Origin of the sequence: Pollutimonas rozaliensis (assembly GCF_048751585.1) — a bacterium.
In the GTDB taxonomy this organism is placed as follows: domain Bacteria; phylum Pseudomonadota; class Gammaproteobacteria; order Burkholderiales; family Burkholderiaceae_B.
Window position 1 is genome coordinate 13,227 of record NZ_JAZHOB010000004.1, and the last position, 15,026, is coordinate 28,252.

The following is a 15,026-nucleotide window of genomic DNA, read 5'->3' on the forward strand; positions in this document are numbered from 1 at the left end:
TTGATTATACGTATCTGTCGAGATCCTCACCATGCATGCAAGCAAGTATCACATCAATACACTGAAAGAAGCGCCTGCGGAAGCCGAAGTCAAGAGCCATCAGCTCATGACGCGAGCCGGAATGATCCGCAAGGCCGCCGGAGGAATCTACACCTACATGCCGTTGGGGCTGAAGGTTTTGCGCAAGATAGAAGCCATTGTCCGCGAGGAAATGAACCGGGCCGGCGCCATCGAGCTTCTGATGCCGGTTGTACAGCCCGCCGAGCTCTGGGTCGAGTCGGGCCGCTGGGAGCAATACGGCGCCGAGCTGCTGCGCATCAAGGACAGGCATCAGCGCGATTTCGTGCTGCAGCCGACATCGGAAGAAGTCATTACCGACATCGCGCGCAACGAAATACACAGCTGGCGCCAGCTGCCGCTGAACTTCTATCATATCCAGACCAAGTTCCGCGACGAGCGCCGGCCCCGATTCGGCCTGATGCGCGGCCGCGAATTCACCATGAAGGATGCTTATTCCTTCGACCGCGACGAGGCTTCCGCCCAGGCCAGCTACGACACCATGTACGACGCCTACATGCGCATCTTCAAGCGGCTGGGCCTGGAGTTCCGCGCCGTGGCCGCCGATACGGGCTCGATAGGCGGGTCGCGCAGCCATGAATTCCAGGTGATCGCCGATACCGGCGAGGATCTCATCGTCTACAACCCCGACTCCGATTACGCGGCCAACATCGAGCTGGCCGAGGCGGCCTGCCTGATACCGCAGCGCGGATCCGCAAGCGAAGAATTGTTCAAGGCGGCGACCCCGTCCGCTCCCAAATGCGAAATCGTGGCCGGGCAACTGAACAGGCCGCTGACCGACACCGTCAAATCCATCGTCTTGGCCACCGAAAGCGCCGATGCCGCGGGACAGGCCAGGATATGGCTGCTGCTATTGCGCGGCGATCACGAATTGAACGAGGTCAAGGCCGGCAAGCTGGCTGGCCTGGCCGGCTACCGTTTCGCCACCGAAGACGAGATCATGGCAACCTTCGGCTGCGTACCCGGCTATCTTGGCCCCGTGAACCCCACCGGGCCGGTTACGGTGATCGCCGACCGCACCGTCGCCAACATGAGCAATTTCATTTGCGGAGCCAATCAAGAGGGCTTCCACTACACCGGCGTAAACTGGGGACGCGACCTGCCGGAACCCGAAGTCGCCGATTTGCGCAATGTGGTTGCCGGCGATCCCGATCCCCAAGGCGGGCAATTGGCCATACAACGAGGCATCGAAGTGGGCCATGTCTTCTTTCTGGGTGACAAGTATTCCAAGGCGCTTGGCGCGACCTTCCTGGAAACCGACGGGAAGCCGGCGGTCTTGCAAATGGGTTGCTACGGCATCGGCATCAGCCGCATCGCGGCCGCCGCCATCGAACAGAACCACGACGAGAAAGGCATTGTCTGGCCCAGGGCGATCGCCCCCTTCGAAGCCGTCATCTGCCCTATGGGCTGGCATAAAAGTGAAACAGTCCGCAACGTTGCGCAAACACTTTACGAATCGCTCAGGGCGCAAGGCGTGGACGTCATGCTGGACGATCGCGATACCCGCCCCGGCATCATGTTCGCCGACTGGGAGCTCATAGGCGCTCCATTGCGCATCACGATCGGAGACCGCGGCCTGAAAGATGGGATCGTCGAAATCCAGACGCGGCGCCAGGAAGCGGCTGACAAGGTGGCCGTCGCCGACGCGCTCGCCCACGCGCTGGAGCAGTTAAAATCGCTATAGCGCACTCGGGCCGGCCAGCCGGCCCGATCTCTTTATGACATCCGGAGCGGCTGGCCGGCGATGTCACACCACTTAACGAAAGACATGTCCACCGAAACACCCGATTCATTTTCCTGTCTGGATATTCGCGTATATTACGAAGACACGGACGCGGGCGGCGTAATGTATTACGCTAATTACCTGAAGTTTTTTGAACGGGGCCGGACAGAATGGCTGCGGCGGCTGGGGGTTGATCAGTCCAGGCTGGCCGAACAGGAAAAACGCATATTCGTGGTAAAGGACGTTGAAATACAATATCGCAAACCTGCAAGACTTGATGACTTGCTTGCCATACGCAGCACAATCACCCGTGTTGGTCCCGCATCCGTCAATTTCAGACAGTCCGCCCTGCGCGACATGGAACTGCTTTGCGAGAGCAATATCCAAGTGTGTTGCGTCGAGGCCCAGTCATTCCGCCCTGCCAAGCTACCGAACCAACTCAGAACCCTACTGGAAAAGGCCAAGAAATAACCATGCAACCCACTAGCGACCTGTCGTTGCTTACCTTATTAGTCGATGCCAGCATTCCCGTGCAGGTCGTCATGCTTATCTTGCTGGGCATCTCGATACTGTCCTGGACCTATATTTTCAGCAAGCGCGCCACCCTGAAACGCGCCAATGAACAAACGCGCCGCTTCGAAGATGATTTCTGGGCGGGCGGCGACCTGTCGGTTTTGCAGCAGGCCGTTGCCACGCGCCGGACCGAACATGGCGCCCTGGCACGGATCTTCGACGCCGGCATGACCGAATTCATCAAGGCCCGCCGCAACAACGGAGGGGGAGAAGCCTTGCTGGACGGCCCGCGCCGCGCCATGCGGGCCACTTACCAGCGGGAAATGGACAGCCTGGAATCGCACCTGAACTTTCTGGCTTCGGCCGGATCGGTCAGCCCCTATATCGGGCTGTTGGGCACGGTATGGGGCATCATGCATGCCTTCATCGGCCTATCTTCGATGCAGCAAGCCACGCTTTCCGCCGTCGCCCCCGGTATCGCCGAGGCGCTCATTGCCACGGCGATCGGTCTGTTCGCGGCGATCCCGGCGGTGCTTGCCTACAACCGCTACACCAACGAGATAGACCGGCTGTCCATTCGTTTCGATAGCTTTATCGACGAATTCCTGAACATCTTGCAACGTCAGGTGCGCTGATGCCATCCGTCCGCGGCGGCAATGGCCGCTCCCGCCGTCTGAAGAACGAGATCAACGTGGTGCCCTACATCGACGTCATGCTCGTGCTGCTGGTGATCTTCATGGTGACCGCGCCCATGATCACCCCCGGGCTTATCGAGCTGCCCTCCGTGGGGCAAGCCGCCGAAGTGCAGTCCAAGCCCGTGGAAGTACAGATAGAGGAAGACGGCGCCATTTCCCTGCGCGTGCGCGACGCCGGCGCGGGATTCGAAAAGATCAACAGCCAGGACCTGGTGACCGAAGTGCGCTCCCGTGCGACCGCGGACACCCCGGTCGTTATCGCCGCCGACGGACGAGTGCCGTACGAAACGGTCATGAAAATCATGGATCAGTTGCGCAGCAGCGGCATCCAGCGACTGGGCTTGCTGGTCGACCAGAAATCGAATCCAGAACAGCAAAACAGATAAGGCTGCGCCAGCGGGCTTTCCCGCAGGACTTCACGCGACGCAATGAAGCAGACACAGAAAAACATCCGCAGTACCCAGCAGCCGACTCCCGAACAACGGGATGAGCGTCGGGCGCTGGGCTATGCGCTGGCCATACACGGTGCCCTGATCCTGTTCATGCTGTTCGGTTTCATCGCTTCGCCCAGCAATCCGAACCCCGTGCAGGTGGAGCTATGGGCAGACGGCACGACGCCTACCGCCGCGGAACCGGACACCGAACCTGAAACAGCGGAAGAAGCCAGCACCCCGCCCGAACCCGCACCGGAGCCGCCACCCACGCCCGAGCCCGAGCCTCAGCCCGCTCCCGAGCCGCCTCCACCGCCTCCGCCTCCGCCGCCACCCCAGCAAAAGGCGCCGGTTCCCGAACCCGAGCCGGAAATAGATCCGGACATTGCCCTGGAGAAAGTCCGCAAAGAGCGCGAGGCGAAGGAAAAAGCCGCCCAGGAAGCCGCGGCAAAGGCAGCCCAGGAGAAAGCCGCGGCTGAAAAAGCCGCCGCCGAGAAGGCGGCAGCCGAAAAGAAAGCCAAGGAAGAAGCCGCCAAAAAGGCCCAGGAAGAAAAAGCGGCGGAGCAAAAGGCCCGCGAATTGGCAGCCGAAAAGGCAGCGGCCGAAAAGAAGGCCAAGGAAGAAGCGGCCCGGAAAGAGGCTGCGGCAAAGGCTGCAGCCGAGAAAGCCGCCGCCGAAAAGGCGGAGGCCGAGAAAAAGGCGGCGGAAGAAAAGAAAGCCAAGGCAGCCGCTGAAAAAGCGGCGGCCGAGAAAGCCGCGGCTGAAAAAGCCGCGACCGAGAAGGCTGCGGCCGAGAAAAAGGCCAAGGAAGCGGCAGCCAAGAAAGCGGCAGCCGAAAAAGCGGCGGCCGCCAAGCGTGAAGCCATCCGCGAAGCCATGCGCAGCGACGCCTTGGGCGCGGCGGGCATACCGGGCGGTACCGCCGACCGAAACCAGTCTGGCGGCGGAGGCAGCGACAGCGGCTATGCCGCCAAGGTGCGTGCCTGCGTTCGCCCGCGTGTCGTATACAACGTGCCGCCGCAACAAGGAAACAGCAACCCGACAGTACAATACAGGGTACAGCTCAAATCGAATGGCATCGTCGAAAACGTCGATATCAGGCGCTCATCGGGGAACCCCCGTTTCGACGAAGCGGTCAGAAAGGGTATTCAGGCCTGCTCGCCCTTCCCCAAACCGCCATCAGGCAAATACCCCTCGGAAATCGAGGGCGACTACCGAATGTACGATTAACAGGAGATAGTAGATATGACAGCCGTCACTCCAGCCAAAACCGCCGCGCCCAGCCTTTGGCGCGCCTGGGCTTTCGGGATACTGGCGCTCGCCGCCGGCCTGCTTGCCGCAGGTCCCGCCCAAGCCCAGCTAAGGGTCGACATTTCGGGGGTAGGCGCCACCCAGTATCCCATCGCCATCGCCGATTTTGCCGGCGACGCGCAAGGCCAGGCCGTGGCCGAAGTCATACGCGCCGACCTTACCCGATCAGGCCAATTCCAACTGATCAATGCCACCGGCGCCGGCCTGAATCTGGAAAGCTCCATCGCTTACGACCAATGGCGCAATCGCGGCGCCGATTATCTGGCTTATGGCGCCATCACGCAGTCCGGCGGCCAATACAACGTCAGCTACCGCTTGGTGGATTCGGTTCGCAAGACCCAACTCGACGGCGTCGCGTTCACCGGCACCGAAAAAGAGCTGCGCCGCATTTCCCATCAGATAGCGGATCGCATCTACGAAAAAGTTACCGGCGTGCGCGGCGTCTTCTCGACGCGTATTGCCTACGTGTTGCAAACGGGCAACAGCTATGAGTTACAAATTGCTGACGCGGACGGACAAAATCCGCAAGTGATGCTGCGCTCGAAGCAGTCCATTATTTCACCGGCCTGGTCGCCCGACGGCAAACAACTGGCCTATGTCAGTTTCGAATCCGGCAAGCCGGTTGTCTACGTGCAGACCCTGGCGTCGGGCCAGCGCGTTCCGCTGGCCAACTTCAAGGGCAACAACAGCGCTCCGGCATGGTCGCCCAACGGACAGCAACTGGCCATCGTTCTTTCGCGCGACAGCATCTCGCAAATCTACACCATCAATGCCGACGGATCCGGACTGCGGCGCATCATGCGTTCACCCCTGATCGACACCGAACCGCAATACACACCGGACGGCGGATCCATCGTTTTCACCAGCGATCGCGGCGGCAGCCCGCACATTTACAAAGTCCCTGTCAGCGGTGGGGATGCGCAACGCATTACCTTTAACGGAAGTTACAATATCTCACCGGCCCTGTCGCCCGATGGAAACAACCTGGTGTACGTTACACGTAGAAATGGTGCTTTCCGGGTTGCAATACAAAACATGGGGTCCGGTTCCGAACAGTTGCTAACCGCCGGACCCGATGACGAGTCACCAAGTTTTGCACCGAACGGAATGCAAATCCTTTATAGTTCTGTACAAGGCGGCCGTAGTGTTTTAGCTGTTACTTCTGTTGATGGCCGCGTACGTCAAACGCTCTCAGCGCTTAACGGCAAAGTACGCGAACCGACCTGGGGACCATTTACTAATTAATTTTCAGTGTGACTCTTTTTCAAAGGAACTTAAATGAGCTCGCGCATCGCAAGAAGCCTCACAATAGCCGTATTTGCAGCCAGTTTGGCTGCATGTAGCTCGGTGCCTCTAGACCAGTCCGGCAGCGGAACTGGCAGCGGCAACGGCTCGGCCAGTTCGGGGCAGATTATGGACCCATTCAATCCGCAAAGCCCGCTCGCCCAACAGCGTTCGGTCTATTTCGATTTCGATAGCTACACCGTCCCTGATCAATACCGCAGCCTGGTGGAAATGCATTCTTCCTACCTCACCGGCCATGCTCAGCAAAAGATCCGCATCGAAGGCAACGCCGATGCCCGTGGCGGCTCCGAATACAACCTGGCCCTGGGCCAGCGCCGTTCGGACGCTGTTGCACGCATGATGACTTTGCTTGGCGTGAACAGCAACCAGATCGAAGCCATCAGCTTCGGCAAGGAGCGTCCAAAGGCATTGGGTAACACCGAAGCCGACTACGCTGAAAACCGCCGTGCAGATATTGTTTATCAAAAGTAATATCTGAACGCGTTTCCCTGCAACGCCGTGGCGGCATTCCGCCGCGGCGTTTTCATTTGAACGGAACCGAAAATGAGCGTTTATCCTACGTCCCTGCGCACCGTCGTACTCGCCACCAGCCTCTCCCTGTTTACGGCATTTGCCGCCCCCGCACAGGCATTTTCCGACGATGAGGCGCGTCGCGCCATTCTGGAACTGCGCGAACAGATCAAACAGTTGACCGATCAGAACCGGCAAGCACGCTTGCAACTGGCCGATCAGATGGAAGTCCTGCAGCATGAAATGGCCAGCATGCGCGGCCAACTGGAACAATTGAACTGGCAGGCCGATCTTGAGAAACGCTCCAGCCAGGATCAATCGGGCGGCAACACCACCAAAGTGGCCGATCCGCAAGAGCAGGCCGCGTATGAAACGCCCATGGGCCTGTTCCGCGCCGGCAAATACAAAGAAGCCGCAGCCAGCTTCGCGACCTTCCTGGAAGCCTACCCGGACAGCCAACTGGCCCCTGAAGCGCGCTTCTATCAAGGCAGCAGCCGCTATGCCAGCAAGGATTTCAAAGGTTCCATCCAGGGCCTGACCGCCATGGTCAAGGCCACGCCGCAAGACCCGCGCGCTCCGGATGCCCTGCTGGTCATCGCCGCCAGCCAGATCGAACTGAATGATATGGCCGGCGCCAAGGCCAGCCTGCAGAAAATCGTCAAGGACTACCCGCAAACTTCGGCCGCCGAAACGGCCAAGAGCCGCCTGAAGCTACTGCAGTAATGTCCGCCAGCATGTCGGCCGGCGCCGCCTATCGGCAAGCATGGAGGCGCCGCAAGACGTTTCTGGCGTTGCTCGTCGCCGCCATCGCCTGCCTGGCCGTCATCGACTTGACGCTGGGGCCGGCCGACATAAACCTGCCGGCGCTTGCGCAGGCGGTGTTGTCTCCCGGCTTCGCCGACCCAACCACACAAGCCATTATCTGGGAAATACGCCTGCCGCAAGCCTTGATGGCGGTGCTGGTCGGCGCCTCGCTGGGACTGGCTGGCGCCGAAATGCAAACCGTGCTGAACAATCCGTTGGCCAGCCCGTTCACCCTTGGCGTTTCGTCCGCCGCCGCCTTGGGCGCGGGCGTTACCTTGGTGTTCGATTGGCATTTTCCCTTCATGCCCACGCAGTACGCGCTGGTCTTCAATGCCTTTGTCCTGGCGCTGCTATGCACGCTGCTGCTCGATGCCGTGGCGCGTCGGGCGCGGATCGGCGCCGCGGCCATCGTCCTGTTCGGCATTGCACTGGTGTTCACCTTCAACGCCCTGCTGTCCCTGGTGCAATTGACGGCCAATGCCGCCTCTTTGCAGGATCTGGTGTTCTGGATGATGGGCAGCCTGGCCCGCAGCGACTGGATCAAGCTTTCCATGATGGCGGCAGCCCTGCTGCTCACCCTTCCCTTTTCCCTGCGCCGCGCCTGGCAGCTTACCGCCCTGCGTTTCGGCGACGATCGTGCCGCCGGCTTCGGTGTCGATCCGCAGCGCATCCGGCGCGGCGCCTTATTGCGGGTAAGCGTACTGGCCTCGCTGGCGGTTGCCCTGGTCGGGGTCATCGGCTTCATAGGGCTGATCGCTCCTCATATCGCCAGGAGACTATGGGGCGAGGACCACCGCTGGTATTTGCCCGCCAGCGCGGGCATAGGCGCAGCCATCCTTGCCGGTGCTTCGGTCGCGGCAAAGCTTATCAGCAGCCATGCCGTGATTCCCGTGGGCATCGTCACGACGCTGGTGGGCATTCCGTTCTTCATTCTTGCCCTGATGCGCCGGACCGTGCATTAGCATGAACAGCCCGCCACTATCCCCTATCCTTCACGTAGAAGGCCTGTCATGCAAGCTGGGCGGCAATCAGGTCCTGCGGGAGCTGACGCTGCCGCCCTTGCGCGGCGGCGAACTGGTTGCGCTGCTGGGCCCCAACGGCAGCGGAAAATCGACACTGCTCAGAAGCATTGCCGGACTGGCTCCGGCCCGCTTCGATGCCCTGGCACTGAACAAGTTGGATTTGCGCGGGCTGCCCGCCAGGTCGCGTGCCGAAACCGTCCGCTACCTGCCGCAGTTCCTGCCCGACTCCATACACCTGACCGTCACCGAAGCCTTGCTTGTTGCGCTGAACGCCCGCGGCGCCCTGGCCCCGGCCGTCTCCATGGCGCGCACCGAGGCTGTGCTGGACAGCCTGGGCATAGGCAGCCTGGGGCCGCGCTTCCTGGACGAGCTTTCCGGCGGGCAAAAGCAATTGGTCGGATTGGCGCAGGCTTTGGCCGACGAGCCGGCCGTGCTGCTTCTGGATGAACCGCTGGCATCGCTGGACCTTAACTTCCAGCATCACGCCATGCTGCTGCTAAAGCGGCTGGCCGCCGATCGCGGCCTGCTGGTGGTGATCGTTGCGCATGACTTGAACATCGCCCTGCGCTACGCCGACACCGCCCTGCTGCTGCATCAGGGGCGGCTGCTGGCTGCCGGGGAACCGCTATCCGTCATTACGCCCGCATCCATTGCCCAGGCCTTCCAGGTCCGCGCGCGCGTCGAATCGTGCAGCCTGGGCTACGCCAACGTCCTGGTGGACGACCTTATCCAACTCTAGTCTGATCCCATGCAGCCCAACCTTGAACCCCTGCGGCATACCTTTGCCCATCCCGACCATCCCCTGCACTATATCGAGGCCGGCAGCGGCGAAACGCTGCTGCTGATACATGGATCCTTGTGCGATTACCGCTATTGGCGCTGGCAACTGCCCGCGCTATCGGGCCAGTATCGGCTGGTCGCGCCCAGCCTGCGCGGATACTGGCCGGACGCCTTCACCGCCGAGGACCCCAGCTTCAGCATAGAGCGGCATACCCGCGATCTGGCCGCCTTTATCCGGCAGATCGATGATGGCAGGCCGGTTCACATTCTGGGGCATTCGCGCGGAGCGCAGGTGGCGCTGGAGCTGGCCTGCGCGGCTCCAGCGCTGACGCGCAGCCTGACCCTGGCCGATCCCGGATTCCAGCTGGATGGAGAACCGCCGGCCCCCTCTTTCCATGGCGAGGTCGTCCAGCTGCTGCAAGACGGGCAGATCGAACTTGCCTTGTCCCGCTTCGTGGATGCGGTCAATGGCCCGGGAACATGGAAGCAAATGGTCGGATGGTTCAAGACCATGGTCAAGGACAATGCCTACACGCTGCTGTCGCAGTTTCGGGAAGTCAATCTGTGCGTCGACCTGGACCGTGCAAGCCGCCTGCAATGTCCGGTGCAACTGATAGGCGGGGCAAACAGCCCCGCCCGTTATGGCGGCAGGCTGGATGCCCTGGAGAAAGCCATAGGCCAGGCAAGCCGCACGACGATCCCGCTGGCGTCGCACGGCATGAACCTGGCCAATCCCAAAGCCTTCAACCAGGCGGTCGCCCGATTCCTGGAATCAACGCACAGCCCCTGACGGCCTTAATGCGTTTTGGTATTGGCCGGCTTGACCTCGCACTGCGCGCTGGCCTTTTCCCCCGTGTCGAACAGGAAGTTCATGCTTACGCTGCTGCCCACGGCCGGCGCGGCGGCCGGCTTCTCGAGCATGGCGTGATAGCTGCCGGGCTTGAACTCCAGCTGGCCGCCGGCCGGAATGACGATGTCATGCGTTTCCGACATTTTGCTCATGCCGTCCTGATGAGTGGTCTGGTGCAGCATGACCATGCCGTAAGTGGCCGACGCCGCGCTTTGCAGTTTGACGGGCTTGCCGCCGGTATTCTTTATCAGAAAGTAGCCGGCGGACGGCGCCGGCGCGGGCAGCGAGCGGATCCAGCAAGCCGAAACTGACAGCGTCGAAGAAGTCTTGGCCTTGGCCGCGGCCTGCGCCTGACCGCCCATGTCGTGGCCGTGCGCGGCGTGCGCATGGCCTGCGTGGGCCATGGGCATCGCGGCATCACCCTGCTGGGCTTGAACACTCGCAGCCTGTGCGGACAGGGCTGGCAACGCGCCGCCAAAAGCCAGAAGGCAGGTCAAAATTATTTTTTTCATCACGAAATCCTAAATCATGGAATTGGTTCTATTCGATTACTCGAACACAATACGTTCGAAATTTCCGGCCATGCCTGATACGGATCAAACCCGGCCGGAATCGTACGCGGCGCTTGCGGCGCCGGGCTTCATGCGCGGTAGGGGGGAGCTCGCGAGCCCAGCGGCGGCCCGCGCACGATATGCGCTTGCACCATCGCGGCCGGCATGATGAAAATGGCGTAGGCAAGGTAGAAAACCGCCGGCGTCAGCGCCGGCGCGGCCAGCGGCAGAACCGCCTGGCTTGCCGCGGCGCTGAAGACACAGTGAAGTATTGGCGCCTCGGTGGGCGCATTCGATTTTCGGGGTACCGCATTTTGCGCCACGCCGGCGGGCAGGCCGGCTATGCAGAAAGTCATGCCCGGGATGCCGGCCTGGCCGTTCGCCTGCGCCGGCATGAAGCCCGACGGGATCACGGCGCGCAACAGAAACACCAACAGCAGCACGCCCGAAAAAGCGCGCCACCGTGCTCCCGAAGAGAAAATACGCATAGGCCTATCCATCGAATCGAAGTGTACTATGTCGAAAGACCCGCCACTACCGCACCCAGCATGAACACCACCGCGCACGCCGACACGCCCAAAATCACGATTGCCGAATTCGAACAGCTTCTGGATAGCCATCACCCCTTCGCCGGGGTATTGGAGATCGACATCCTGGAAATCGGCGCGGGCAAGTCGATATTGCGCCTGCCTGAACGCCGCTCCCACCAAAGGCTGGGCGGCATGATAGCCGGGCCCATGCTGATGGGCCTGGCCGACCTGGCGCTCTATGCCGCCATCGTCGGAGGCACCGGAAATCGTGACGCGGTTACCGCCAGCCTTAGCATGAACTTCCTGCGCAAGACGCCGCCCGGAGGCGTGCTGGCCCATGCCACCATCCTGAAAACCGGCCGCATGGCCGCCGGCGAGGTCCTGTTGGTGCCCGAGGCGGGGGGTGCGCCCGTGGCTCAGGCGATCAGCACCTGGGCGCTGCCCCGCAACGCCTGAGGCCGGTTTCCAGGCGACATTTATCGATGGGCCACTCAAACGAGAACACCAGGAAAACCGAGACGGCCGGGGCATGGATAAGCGAAGTCCGTGCGTCGCTGCGGCTGGGTTGGCCGCTGATCTTCACCAATCTGGCCCAGATAGCGCTGCTGACCACAGACCTCATCTACATGGGCAGGCTGGGCGCCGACCAATTGGCGGCCGGCTCGCTGGCCGTCAGCCTGTATCACACCCTGATGATTTTCAGCATGGGCCTGGTATCGGCGACCATGCCCATGCTGGCCGCCACACTCGGAAGGCGCAGAAACGCCGTACGCGAAGTGCGGCGCACTGTGCGCCAGGGCCTATGGTCGGCGCTGCTGATCTGCCTTCCCATGTGGTTGATATTGTGGCAGGCCGAGCCGGTTTTGCTGCTGATGGGACAGAGACCGGCCATGGCGGCCGATGCGGCCAGCCTGATGCGTACCCTGCAATGGGCGTTGTTGCCTTACCTGGGCTATATCGTATTGCGTTCGGTCCTTGCCGCCATGGAACGGCCCGCCTGGACGTTGCTTGTGGCCGGCGCGGCCATTTTGCTTAACGCCCTGGTGGGCTGGCTGCTGATTTTCGGGCACTGGGGGTTCCCGGCTCTGGGGCTCAAGGGCGCCGGCATTGCAAGCACATGCTCCAGCATCGCCATGTTTCTTGGCATGGCCCTGGTGTTGACGCGCCACAAGCGATTTCGCCGATACCGGCTCTTTGGCCGCCTTTGGCTTGCGGATTTCACGCGCTTGGCGGAACTGTGGCGGCTGGGCATTCCCATCGCCATCACGTTCACGCTGGAGACCCTGGTGTTCTACGCGGCCGTCATGATGATGGGGATGATAGGCAAGACCGCGCTGGCGGCGCATGCCATCGCCATGCAGATCGCCTCGATTTCTTTCATGGTTCCATTGGGCTTCGGGCAAGTCGCGACCATACGAGTCGGTCTGGCCGCCGGCCGACGGCAATTGCCGCAGATGCTGCGCGCGGGCTGGACCTCTTATGCGATGGGAGTCGGTTTCATGGGCCTCGCGGCGCTGGTCATGTGGCTTTCCCCTCATACGATTATCGGCCTGTTCATCGACACCGAATTGCCCTCCAATAAAGAGGTCGTGGCGCTGGCCATACAGTTTCTTGCCCTTGCCGCCTTGTTCCAGCTGGCCGATGGCGCGCAGGCCGTCAGCGCGGGCATGCTGCGCGGCCTGCACGACACCCGCGTACCGATGCTGCTTGCCGCTTTCGGCTATTGGATATTGGGCGTGCCCTTCGGCGCCTTCCTGGCCTTCGGCGCGGGTTGGGGCGGCCAAGGCGTTTGGGTCGGCCTGGCGACCGGCCTGAGCGTGGTTGCCGTGCTGCTAACCGTGCGCTGGGTGCGCCACAGCCGGCGAGTCGGATTCCGCCACTGAAAAAGACCCCAGGTGATCGACCAGCAGCCTGGCGGCGGGCGTCAGCGCCTCTTCCGAGCGGAAGCACAGGGCGAATCTCCGGCTGGCCCATTCGTCGGTAAGCGGAATGACGCGCAAGGCCTGTACATTGGCATAGGCCTGTGCCACCTCTATCGGCAGCACGCTGATGGCCAGTTTGGCCAGGACAACGCGCAGGACGGCATTAAGATTCGAAACGAATACGCGTTCGATCAATTGCTTGCCGGCCAGGCTTGCCTGGCGCTTGAGCATGACCTGGACGGCGCTGGCCGACGATATGCTGACCTGCTCGTAATCCAGGGTCGCTTCGAACGGCAGCGCCTTGAAGCCCGCCAGCGGATGGTCGGGATGCATGACGATGGCCAGGCGGTCGGTCCGGTAGGGGCGGGTAAGCAGACCCTGGAAGTCGGCGACATCCCAGCAGATCCCCACGGATGCCACGCCTTCCTTGATGCCACGCACGACATCGACGCTCAAGCGTTCCTCGATGTCTATCTGTATGTTGCGGTAATCGGGATCTTGCAGAAAAACCGCCAGGTCTTCGGGCAGCTTCTCCGCCAACACCGAAACGGTCGCCAATACCCTGACCTGCCCTTTCACGCCTGACGCATACGACAGCATGTCGCGCCGTATGCGATCGGCGCTGGCCAGCATGGCACGCGCATGTTCCAGCAAGGTTTCGCCCGCGGGCGTCGGAGCTACCCCATGCCGCCGCCGAATCAGCAGCTTCACGCCGACGGTTTCTTCCAGCGCCGACAGGCGCTTGCTGATGGCCGAGCCGACAATGCTGGACTGTTCGCCCGCCCGGGCGATGCTGCGCAACTCGCAGACGGCGACAAACAATCGCAGCGTGGTCAGATCCAGATCTCGCACAGCAGTGGCTCCAGGACGAAATAATTAAAACGCGGGGATGATGGAAACCTATGATATTCCAAAATGGAACTTATATAGTTCTAAAACTGCGCTTTTCATATTTTTCAGAATACCTAAAATAAGGCTTCCCCAGCTTTCCAGCGCAAGCTCGACATGACAGTCACCGAAACCCGCCACACCGCCCCTTTGTGCAAGACCTGGCCCGAGCGCGTCGTTGTGCGCGAAGTGGGCTTGCGCGACGGCCTGCAAAGCATCGCCCGGACTCTTCCAACCGAGCGGAAAAAGGAATGGATCGCGGCGGCCCATGCCGCGGGCCAGCATGAAATCGAGGTCGGTTCATTCGTCCCCGCGCGCCTGATGCCCCAACTGGCCGATACCGGCGAGCTTGTCGCCTTTGCGAACACATTGCCTGGACTGCGGGCATCGGTGTTGGTGCCCAACCTGAAAGGCGCCGAACACGCCATGGCGGCCCAAGCCCACCTGATGATCGTGCCGCTTTCAGCCAGCCACGCTCACAGCCTGGCCAACCTGCGCAAGACACCCGACGAAGTGGTGGCCGAGGTGGCCCGAATCAGGGCCGCCCGCGACGCGGCGGGGTCCAGGACGATTATTGAAGGCGGCGTCGGCACGGCGTTCGGCTGCACTGTGCAAGGCCATGTCGAACCCGCTGAGGTCCTGCGGCTGGCGCAAGCCTTGCTGGACGCCGGCGCCGACCGCATCAGCCTGGCCGACACGGTCGGCTATGCTCACCCCGCGGCGGTGGACAGCCTGTTTACCCAAGCTATGCGCATTCTGGGCGACAAGCTGTGCTGCGCGCACTTCCATGACACGCGCGGCCTAGGGCTGGCCAATGCCCTGGCCGCGCTGGAAACCGGCATTACCCGGTTCGATGCCTGCCTTGCGGGCCTGGGCGGATGCCCCCACGCGCCGGGCGCCAGCGGCAACGTCACCACCGAGGACCTGCTCTTCATGCTTGAAAGCATGGGAATCGATACGGGCTGCGATATCGAAGCCGTGCTGGCGCTGCGCGGACAGATCGCGCAGTGGCTCTCGGGCGAAATCTTGCACGGCGCCTTATGGCAGGCCGGAATGCCGAAGGCGCCGATCTCGGCGAATCGGCCCGGCCAAAATAATTAACAGGAAACGCAT

General features: G+C 61.7%; 17 protein-coding genes. 14 read left to right on the forward strand and 3 right to left on the reverse strand.

Annotated elements, in window-relative coordinates; all coding sequences use genetic code 11:
- Nucleotides 1–31 precede the first annotated feature (31 nt).
- The 11 genes from V0R37_RS08220 to V0R37_RS08270 all read left to right on the forward strand — a co-directional run bounded on the left by V0R37_RS08220 (nucleotide 32) and on the right by V0R37_RS08270 (nucleotide 9,962).
- Nucleotides 32–1,762: a proline--tRNA ligase gene (locus tag V0R37_RS08220; protein WP_420374063.1), complete on the forward strand. Its 1,731-nt coding sequence runs from the start codon at nucleotides 32–34 to the stop codon at nucleotides 1,760–1,762.
- A gap of 84 nt (nucleotides 1,763–1,846) precedes the next feature.
- The gene (gene ybgC, locus V0R37_RS08225; protein WP_420374064.1) at nucleotides 1,847–2,272 is read left to right on the forward strand and encodes a tol-pal system-associated acyl-CoA thioesterase; all 426 of its coding nucleotides are present in this window, start codon (nucleotides 1,847–1,849) and stop codon (nucleotides 2,270–2,272) included.
- Between the two features lie 2 nt (nucleotides 2,273–2,274).
- Complete coding sequence (gene tolQ / locus V0R37_RS08230) at nucleotides 2,275–2,949, forward strand: protein TolQ (protein WP_420374065.1); 675 nt, start codon at nucleotides 2,275–2,277, stop codon at nucleotides 2,947–2,949.
- A complete protein-coding gene (tolR, locus tag V0R37_RS08235) occupies nucleotides 2,949–3,395 on the forward strand; it encodes a protein TolR (protein WP_420374066.1) in 447 nt (148 codons plus the stop codon). The genes tolQ and tolR overlap by 1 nt, the downstream gene beginning before the upstream one ends.
- A 42-nt stretch (nucleotides 3,396–3,437) precedes the next feature.
- Entirely contained in the window at nucleotides 3,438–4,670 is a 1,233-nt protein-coding gene (gene tolA, locus V0R37_RS08240) for a cell envelope integrity protein TolA (protein WP_420374067.1), read from the forward strand.
- 15 nt (nucleotides 4,671–4,685) lie between these two features.
- A complete protein-coding gene (gene tolB / locus V0R37_RS08245; protein ID WP_420374068.1) occupies nucleotides 4,686–5,996 on the forward strand; it encodes a Tol-Pal system beta propeller repeat protein TolB in 1,311 nt (436 codons plus the stop codon).
- A 33-nt stretch (nucleotides 5,997–6,029) separates the two neighbouring features.
- The gene (gene pal / locus V0R37_RS08250) at nucleotides 6,030–6,527 is read left to right on the forward strand and encodes a peptidoglycan-associated lipoprotein Pal (protein ID WP_420374069.1); all 498 of its coding nucleotides are present in this window, start codon (nucleotides 6,030–6,032) and stop codon (nucleotides 6,525–6,527) included.
- Between the two features lie 72 nt (nucleotides 6,528–6,599).
- On the forward strand, nucleotides 6,600–7,289 hold the full coding sequence (gene ybgF / locus V0R37_RS08255; protein ID WP_420374070.1) for a tol-pal system protein YbgF: 690 nt from the start codon (nucleotides 6,600–6,602) through the stop codon (nucleotides 7,287–7,289).
- Entirely contained in the window at nucleotides 7,289–8,332 is a 1,044-nt protein-coding gene (locus V0R37_RS08260) for a FecCD family ABC transporter permease (protein ID WP_420374071.1), read from the forward strand. The genes ybgF and V0R37_RS08260 overlap by 1 nt, the downstream gene beginning before the upstream one ends.
- A gap of 1 nt (nucleotide 8,333) precedes the next feature.
- Nucleotides 8,334–9,131, forward strand: coding sequence for an ABC transporter ATP-binding protein (locus V0R37_RS08265; RefSeq protein ID WP_420374072.1), 798 nt, complete (start codon nucleotides 8,334–8,336; stop codon nucleotides 9,129–9,131).
- A gap of 9 nt (nucleotides 9,132–9,140) precedes the next feature.
- Nucleotides 9,141–9,962: an alpha/beta fold hydrolase gene (locus tag V0R37_RS08270; RefSeq protein ID WP_420374073.1), complete on the forward strand. Its 822-nt coding sequence runs from the start codon at nucleotides 9,141–9,143 to the stop codon at nucleotides 9,960–9,962.
- Between the two features lie 5 nt (nucleotides 9,963–9,967).
- Here V0R37_RS08270 and V0R37_RS08275 read toward each other — a convergent pair whose 3' ends face one another.
- Nucleotides 9,968–10,534 carry a copper chaperone PCu(A)C gene (locus V0R37_RS08275; RefSeq protein ID WP_420374074.1) on the reverse strand — a complete coding sequence of 189 codons (567 nt, stop codon included), beginning with the start codon at nucleotides 10,532–10,534 and terminating at the stop codon, nucleotides 9,968–9,970.
- A gap of 128 nt (nucleotides 10,535–10,662) precedes the next feature.
- Nucleotides 10,663–11,061, reverse strand: a complete 399-nt coding sequence (locus V0R37_RS08280; RefSeq protein ID WP_420374075.1) for a hypothetical protein — start codon at nucleotides 11,059–11,061, stop codon at nucleotides 10,663–10,665.
- A gap of 60 nt (nucleotides 11,062–11,121) precedes the next feature.
- Between V0R37_RS08280 and V0R37_RS08285 the strand changes: the two genes are divergently transcribed.
- Entirely contained in the window at nucleotides 11,122–11,559 is a 438-nt protein-coding gene (locus tag V0R37_RS08285; RefSeq protein WP_420374076.1) for a PaaI family thioesterase, read from the forward strand.
- Between the two features lie 26 nt (nucleotides 11,560–11,585).
- Nucleotides 11,586–12,986 carry an MATE family efflux transporter gene (locus tag V0R37_RS08290; RefSeq protein ID WP_420374077.1) on the forward strand — a complete coding sequence of 467 codons (1,401 nt, stop codon included), beginning with the start codon at nucleotides 11,586–11,588 and terminating at the stop codon, nucleotides 12,984–12,986.
- Here the strand turns inward: V0R37_RS08290 and V0R37_RS08295 are convergent.
- Nucleotides 12,936–13,877 (reverse strand): LysR family transcriptional regulator, encoded by a 942-nt coding sequence (locus tag V0R37_RS08295; RefSeq protein WP_420374078.1) that lies wholly within the window; start codon nucleotides 13,875–13,877, stop codon nucleotides 12,936–12,938. The two genes, V0R37_RS08290 and V0R37_RS08295, sit on opposite strands and share 51 nt — an antisense overlap.
- Nucleotides 13,878–14,030: 153 nt before the next feature.
- On the opposite strand from V0R37_RS08295, the gene V0R37_RS08300 reads away from it, so the two are divergent.
- Complete coding sequence (locus tag V0R37_RS08300; RefSeq protein ID WP_420374079.1) at nucleotides 14,031–15,014, forward strand: hydroxymethylglutaryl-CoA lyase; 984 nt, start codon at nucleotides 14,031–14,033, stop codon at nucleotides 15,012–15,014.
- Nucleotides 15,015–15,026: the final 12 nt, after the last annotated feature.

What these genes read in the sequence shown, in the direction of transcription:
- V0R37_RS08300 (WP_420374079.1), top strand. Translation starts at nt 14,031, where the DNA reads ATGACAGTCACCGAAACCCGCCACACCGCCCCTTTGTGCAAGACCTGG.
- V0R37_RS08270 (WP_420374073.1), top strand. Translation starts at nt 9,141, where the DNA reads ATGCAGCCCAACCTTGAACCCCTGCGGCATACCTTTGCCCATCCCGAC.
- tolR (WP_420374066.1), top strand. Translation starts at nt 2,949, where the DNA reads ATGCCATCCGTCCGCGGCGGCAATGGCCGCTCCCGCCGTCTGAAGAAC.
- V0R37_RS08220 (WP_420374063.1), top strand. Translation starts at nt 32, where the DNA reads ATGCATGCAAGCAAGTATCACATCAATACACTGAAAGAAGCGCCTGCG.
- ybgC (WP_420374064.1), top strand. Translation starts at nt 1,847, where the DNA reads ATGTCCACCGAAACACCCGATTCATTTTCCTGTCTGGATATTCGCGTA.
- tolB (WP_420374068.1), top strand. Translation starts at nt 4,686, where the DNA reads ATGACAGCCGTCACTCCAGCCAAAACCGCCGCGCCCAGCCTTTGGCGC.
- V0R37_RS08265 (WP_420374072.1), top strand. Translation starts at nt 8,334, where the DNA reads ATGAACAGCCCGCCACTATCCCCTATCCTTCACGTAGAAGGCCTGTCA.
- tolA (WP_420374067.1), top strand. Translation starts at nt 3,438, where the DNA reads ATGAAGCAGACACAGAAAAACATCCGCAGTACCCAGCAGCCGACTCCC.
- V0R37_RS08290 (WP_420374077.1), top strand. Translation starts at nt 11,586, where the DNA reads ATGGGCCACTCAAACGAGAACACCAGGAAAACCGAGACGGCCGGGGCA.
- V0R37_RS08260 (WP_420374071.1), top strand. Translation starts at nt 7,289, where the DNA reads ATGTCCGCCAGCATGTCGGCCGGCGCCGCCTATCGGCAAGCATGGAGG.
- tolQ (WP_420374065.1), top strand. Translation starts at nt 2,275, where the DNA reads ATGCAACCCACTAGCGACCTGTCGTTGCTTACCTTATTAGTCGATGCC.
- V0R37_RS08275 (WP_420374074.1), bottom strand. Translation starts at nt 10,534, where the DNA reads ATGAAAAAAATAATTTTGACCTGCCTTCTGGCTTTTGGCGGCGCGTTG.
- pal (WP_420374069.1), top strand. Translation starts at nt 6,030, where the DNA reads ATGAGCTCGCGCATCGCAAGAAGCCTCACAATAGCCGTATTTGCAGCC.
- V0R37_RS08285 (WP_420374076.1), top strand. Translation starts at nt 11,122, where the DNA reads ATGAACACCACCGCGCACGCCGACACGCCCAAAATCACGATTGCCGAA.
- ybgF (WP_420374070.1), top strand. Translation starts at nt 6,600, where the DNA reads ATGAGCGTTTATCCTACGTCCCTGCGCACCGTCGTACTCGCCACCAGC.
- V0R37_RS08280 (WP_420374075.1), bottom strand. Translation starts at nt 11,061, where the DNA reads ATGCGTATTTTCTCTTCGGGAGCACGGTGGCGCGCTTTTTCGGGCGTG.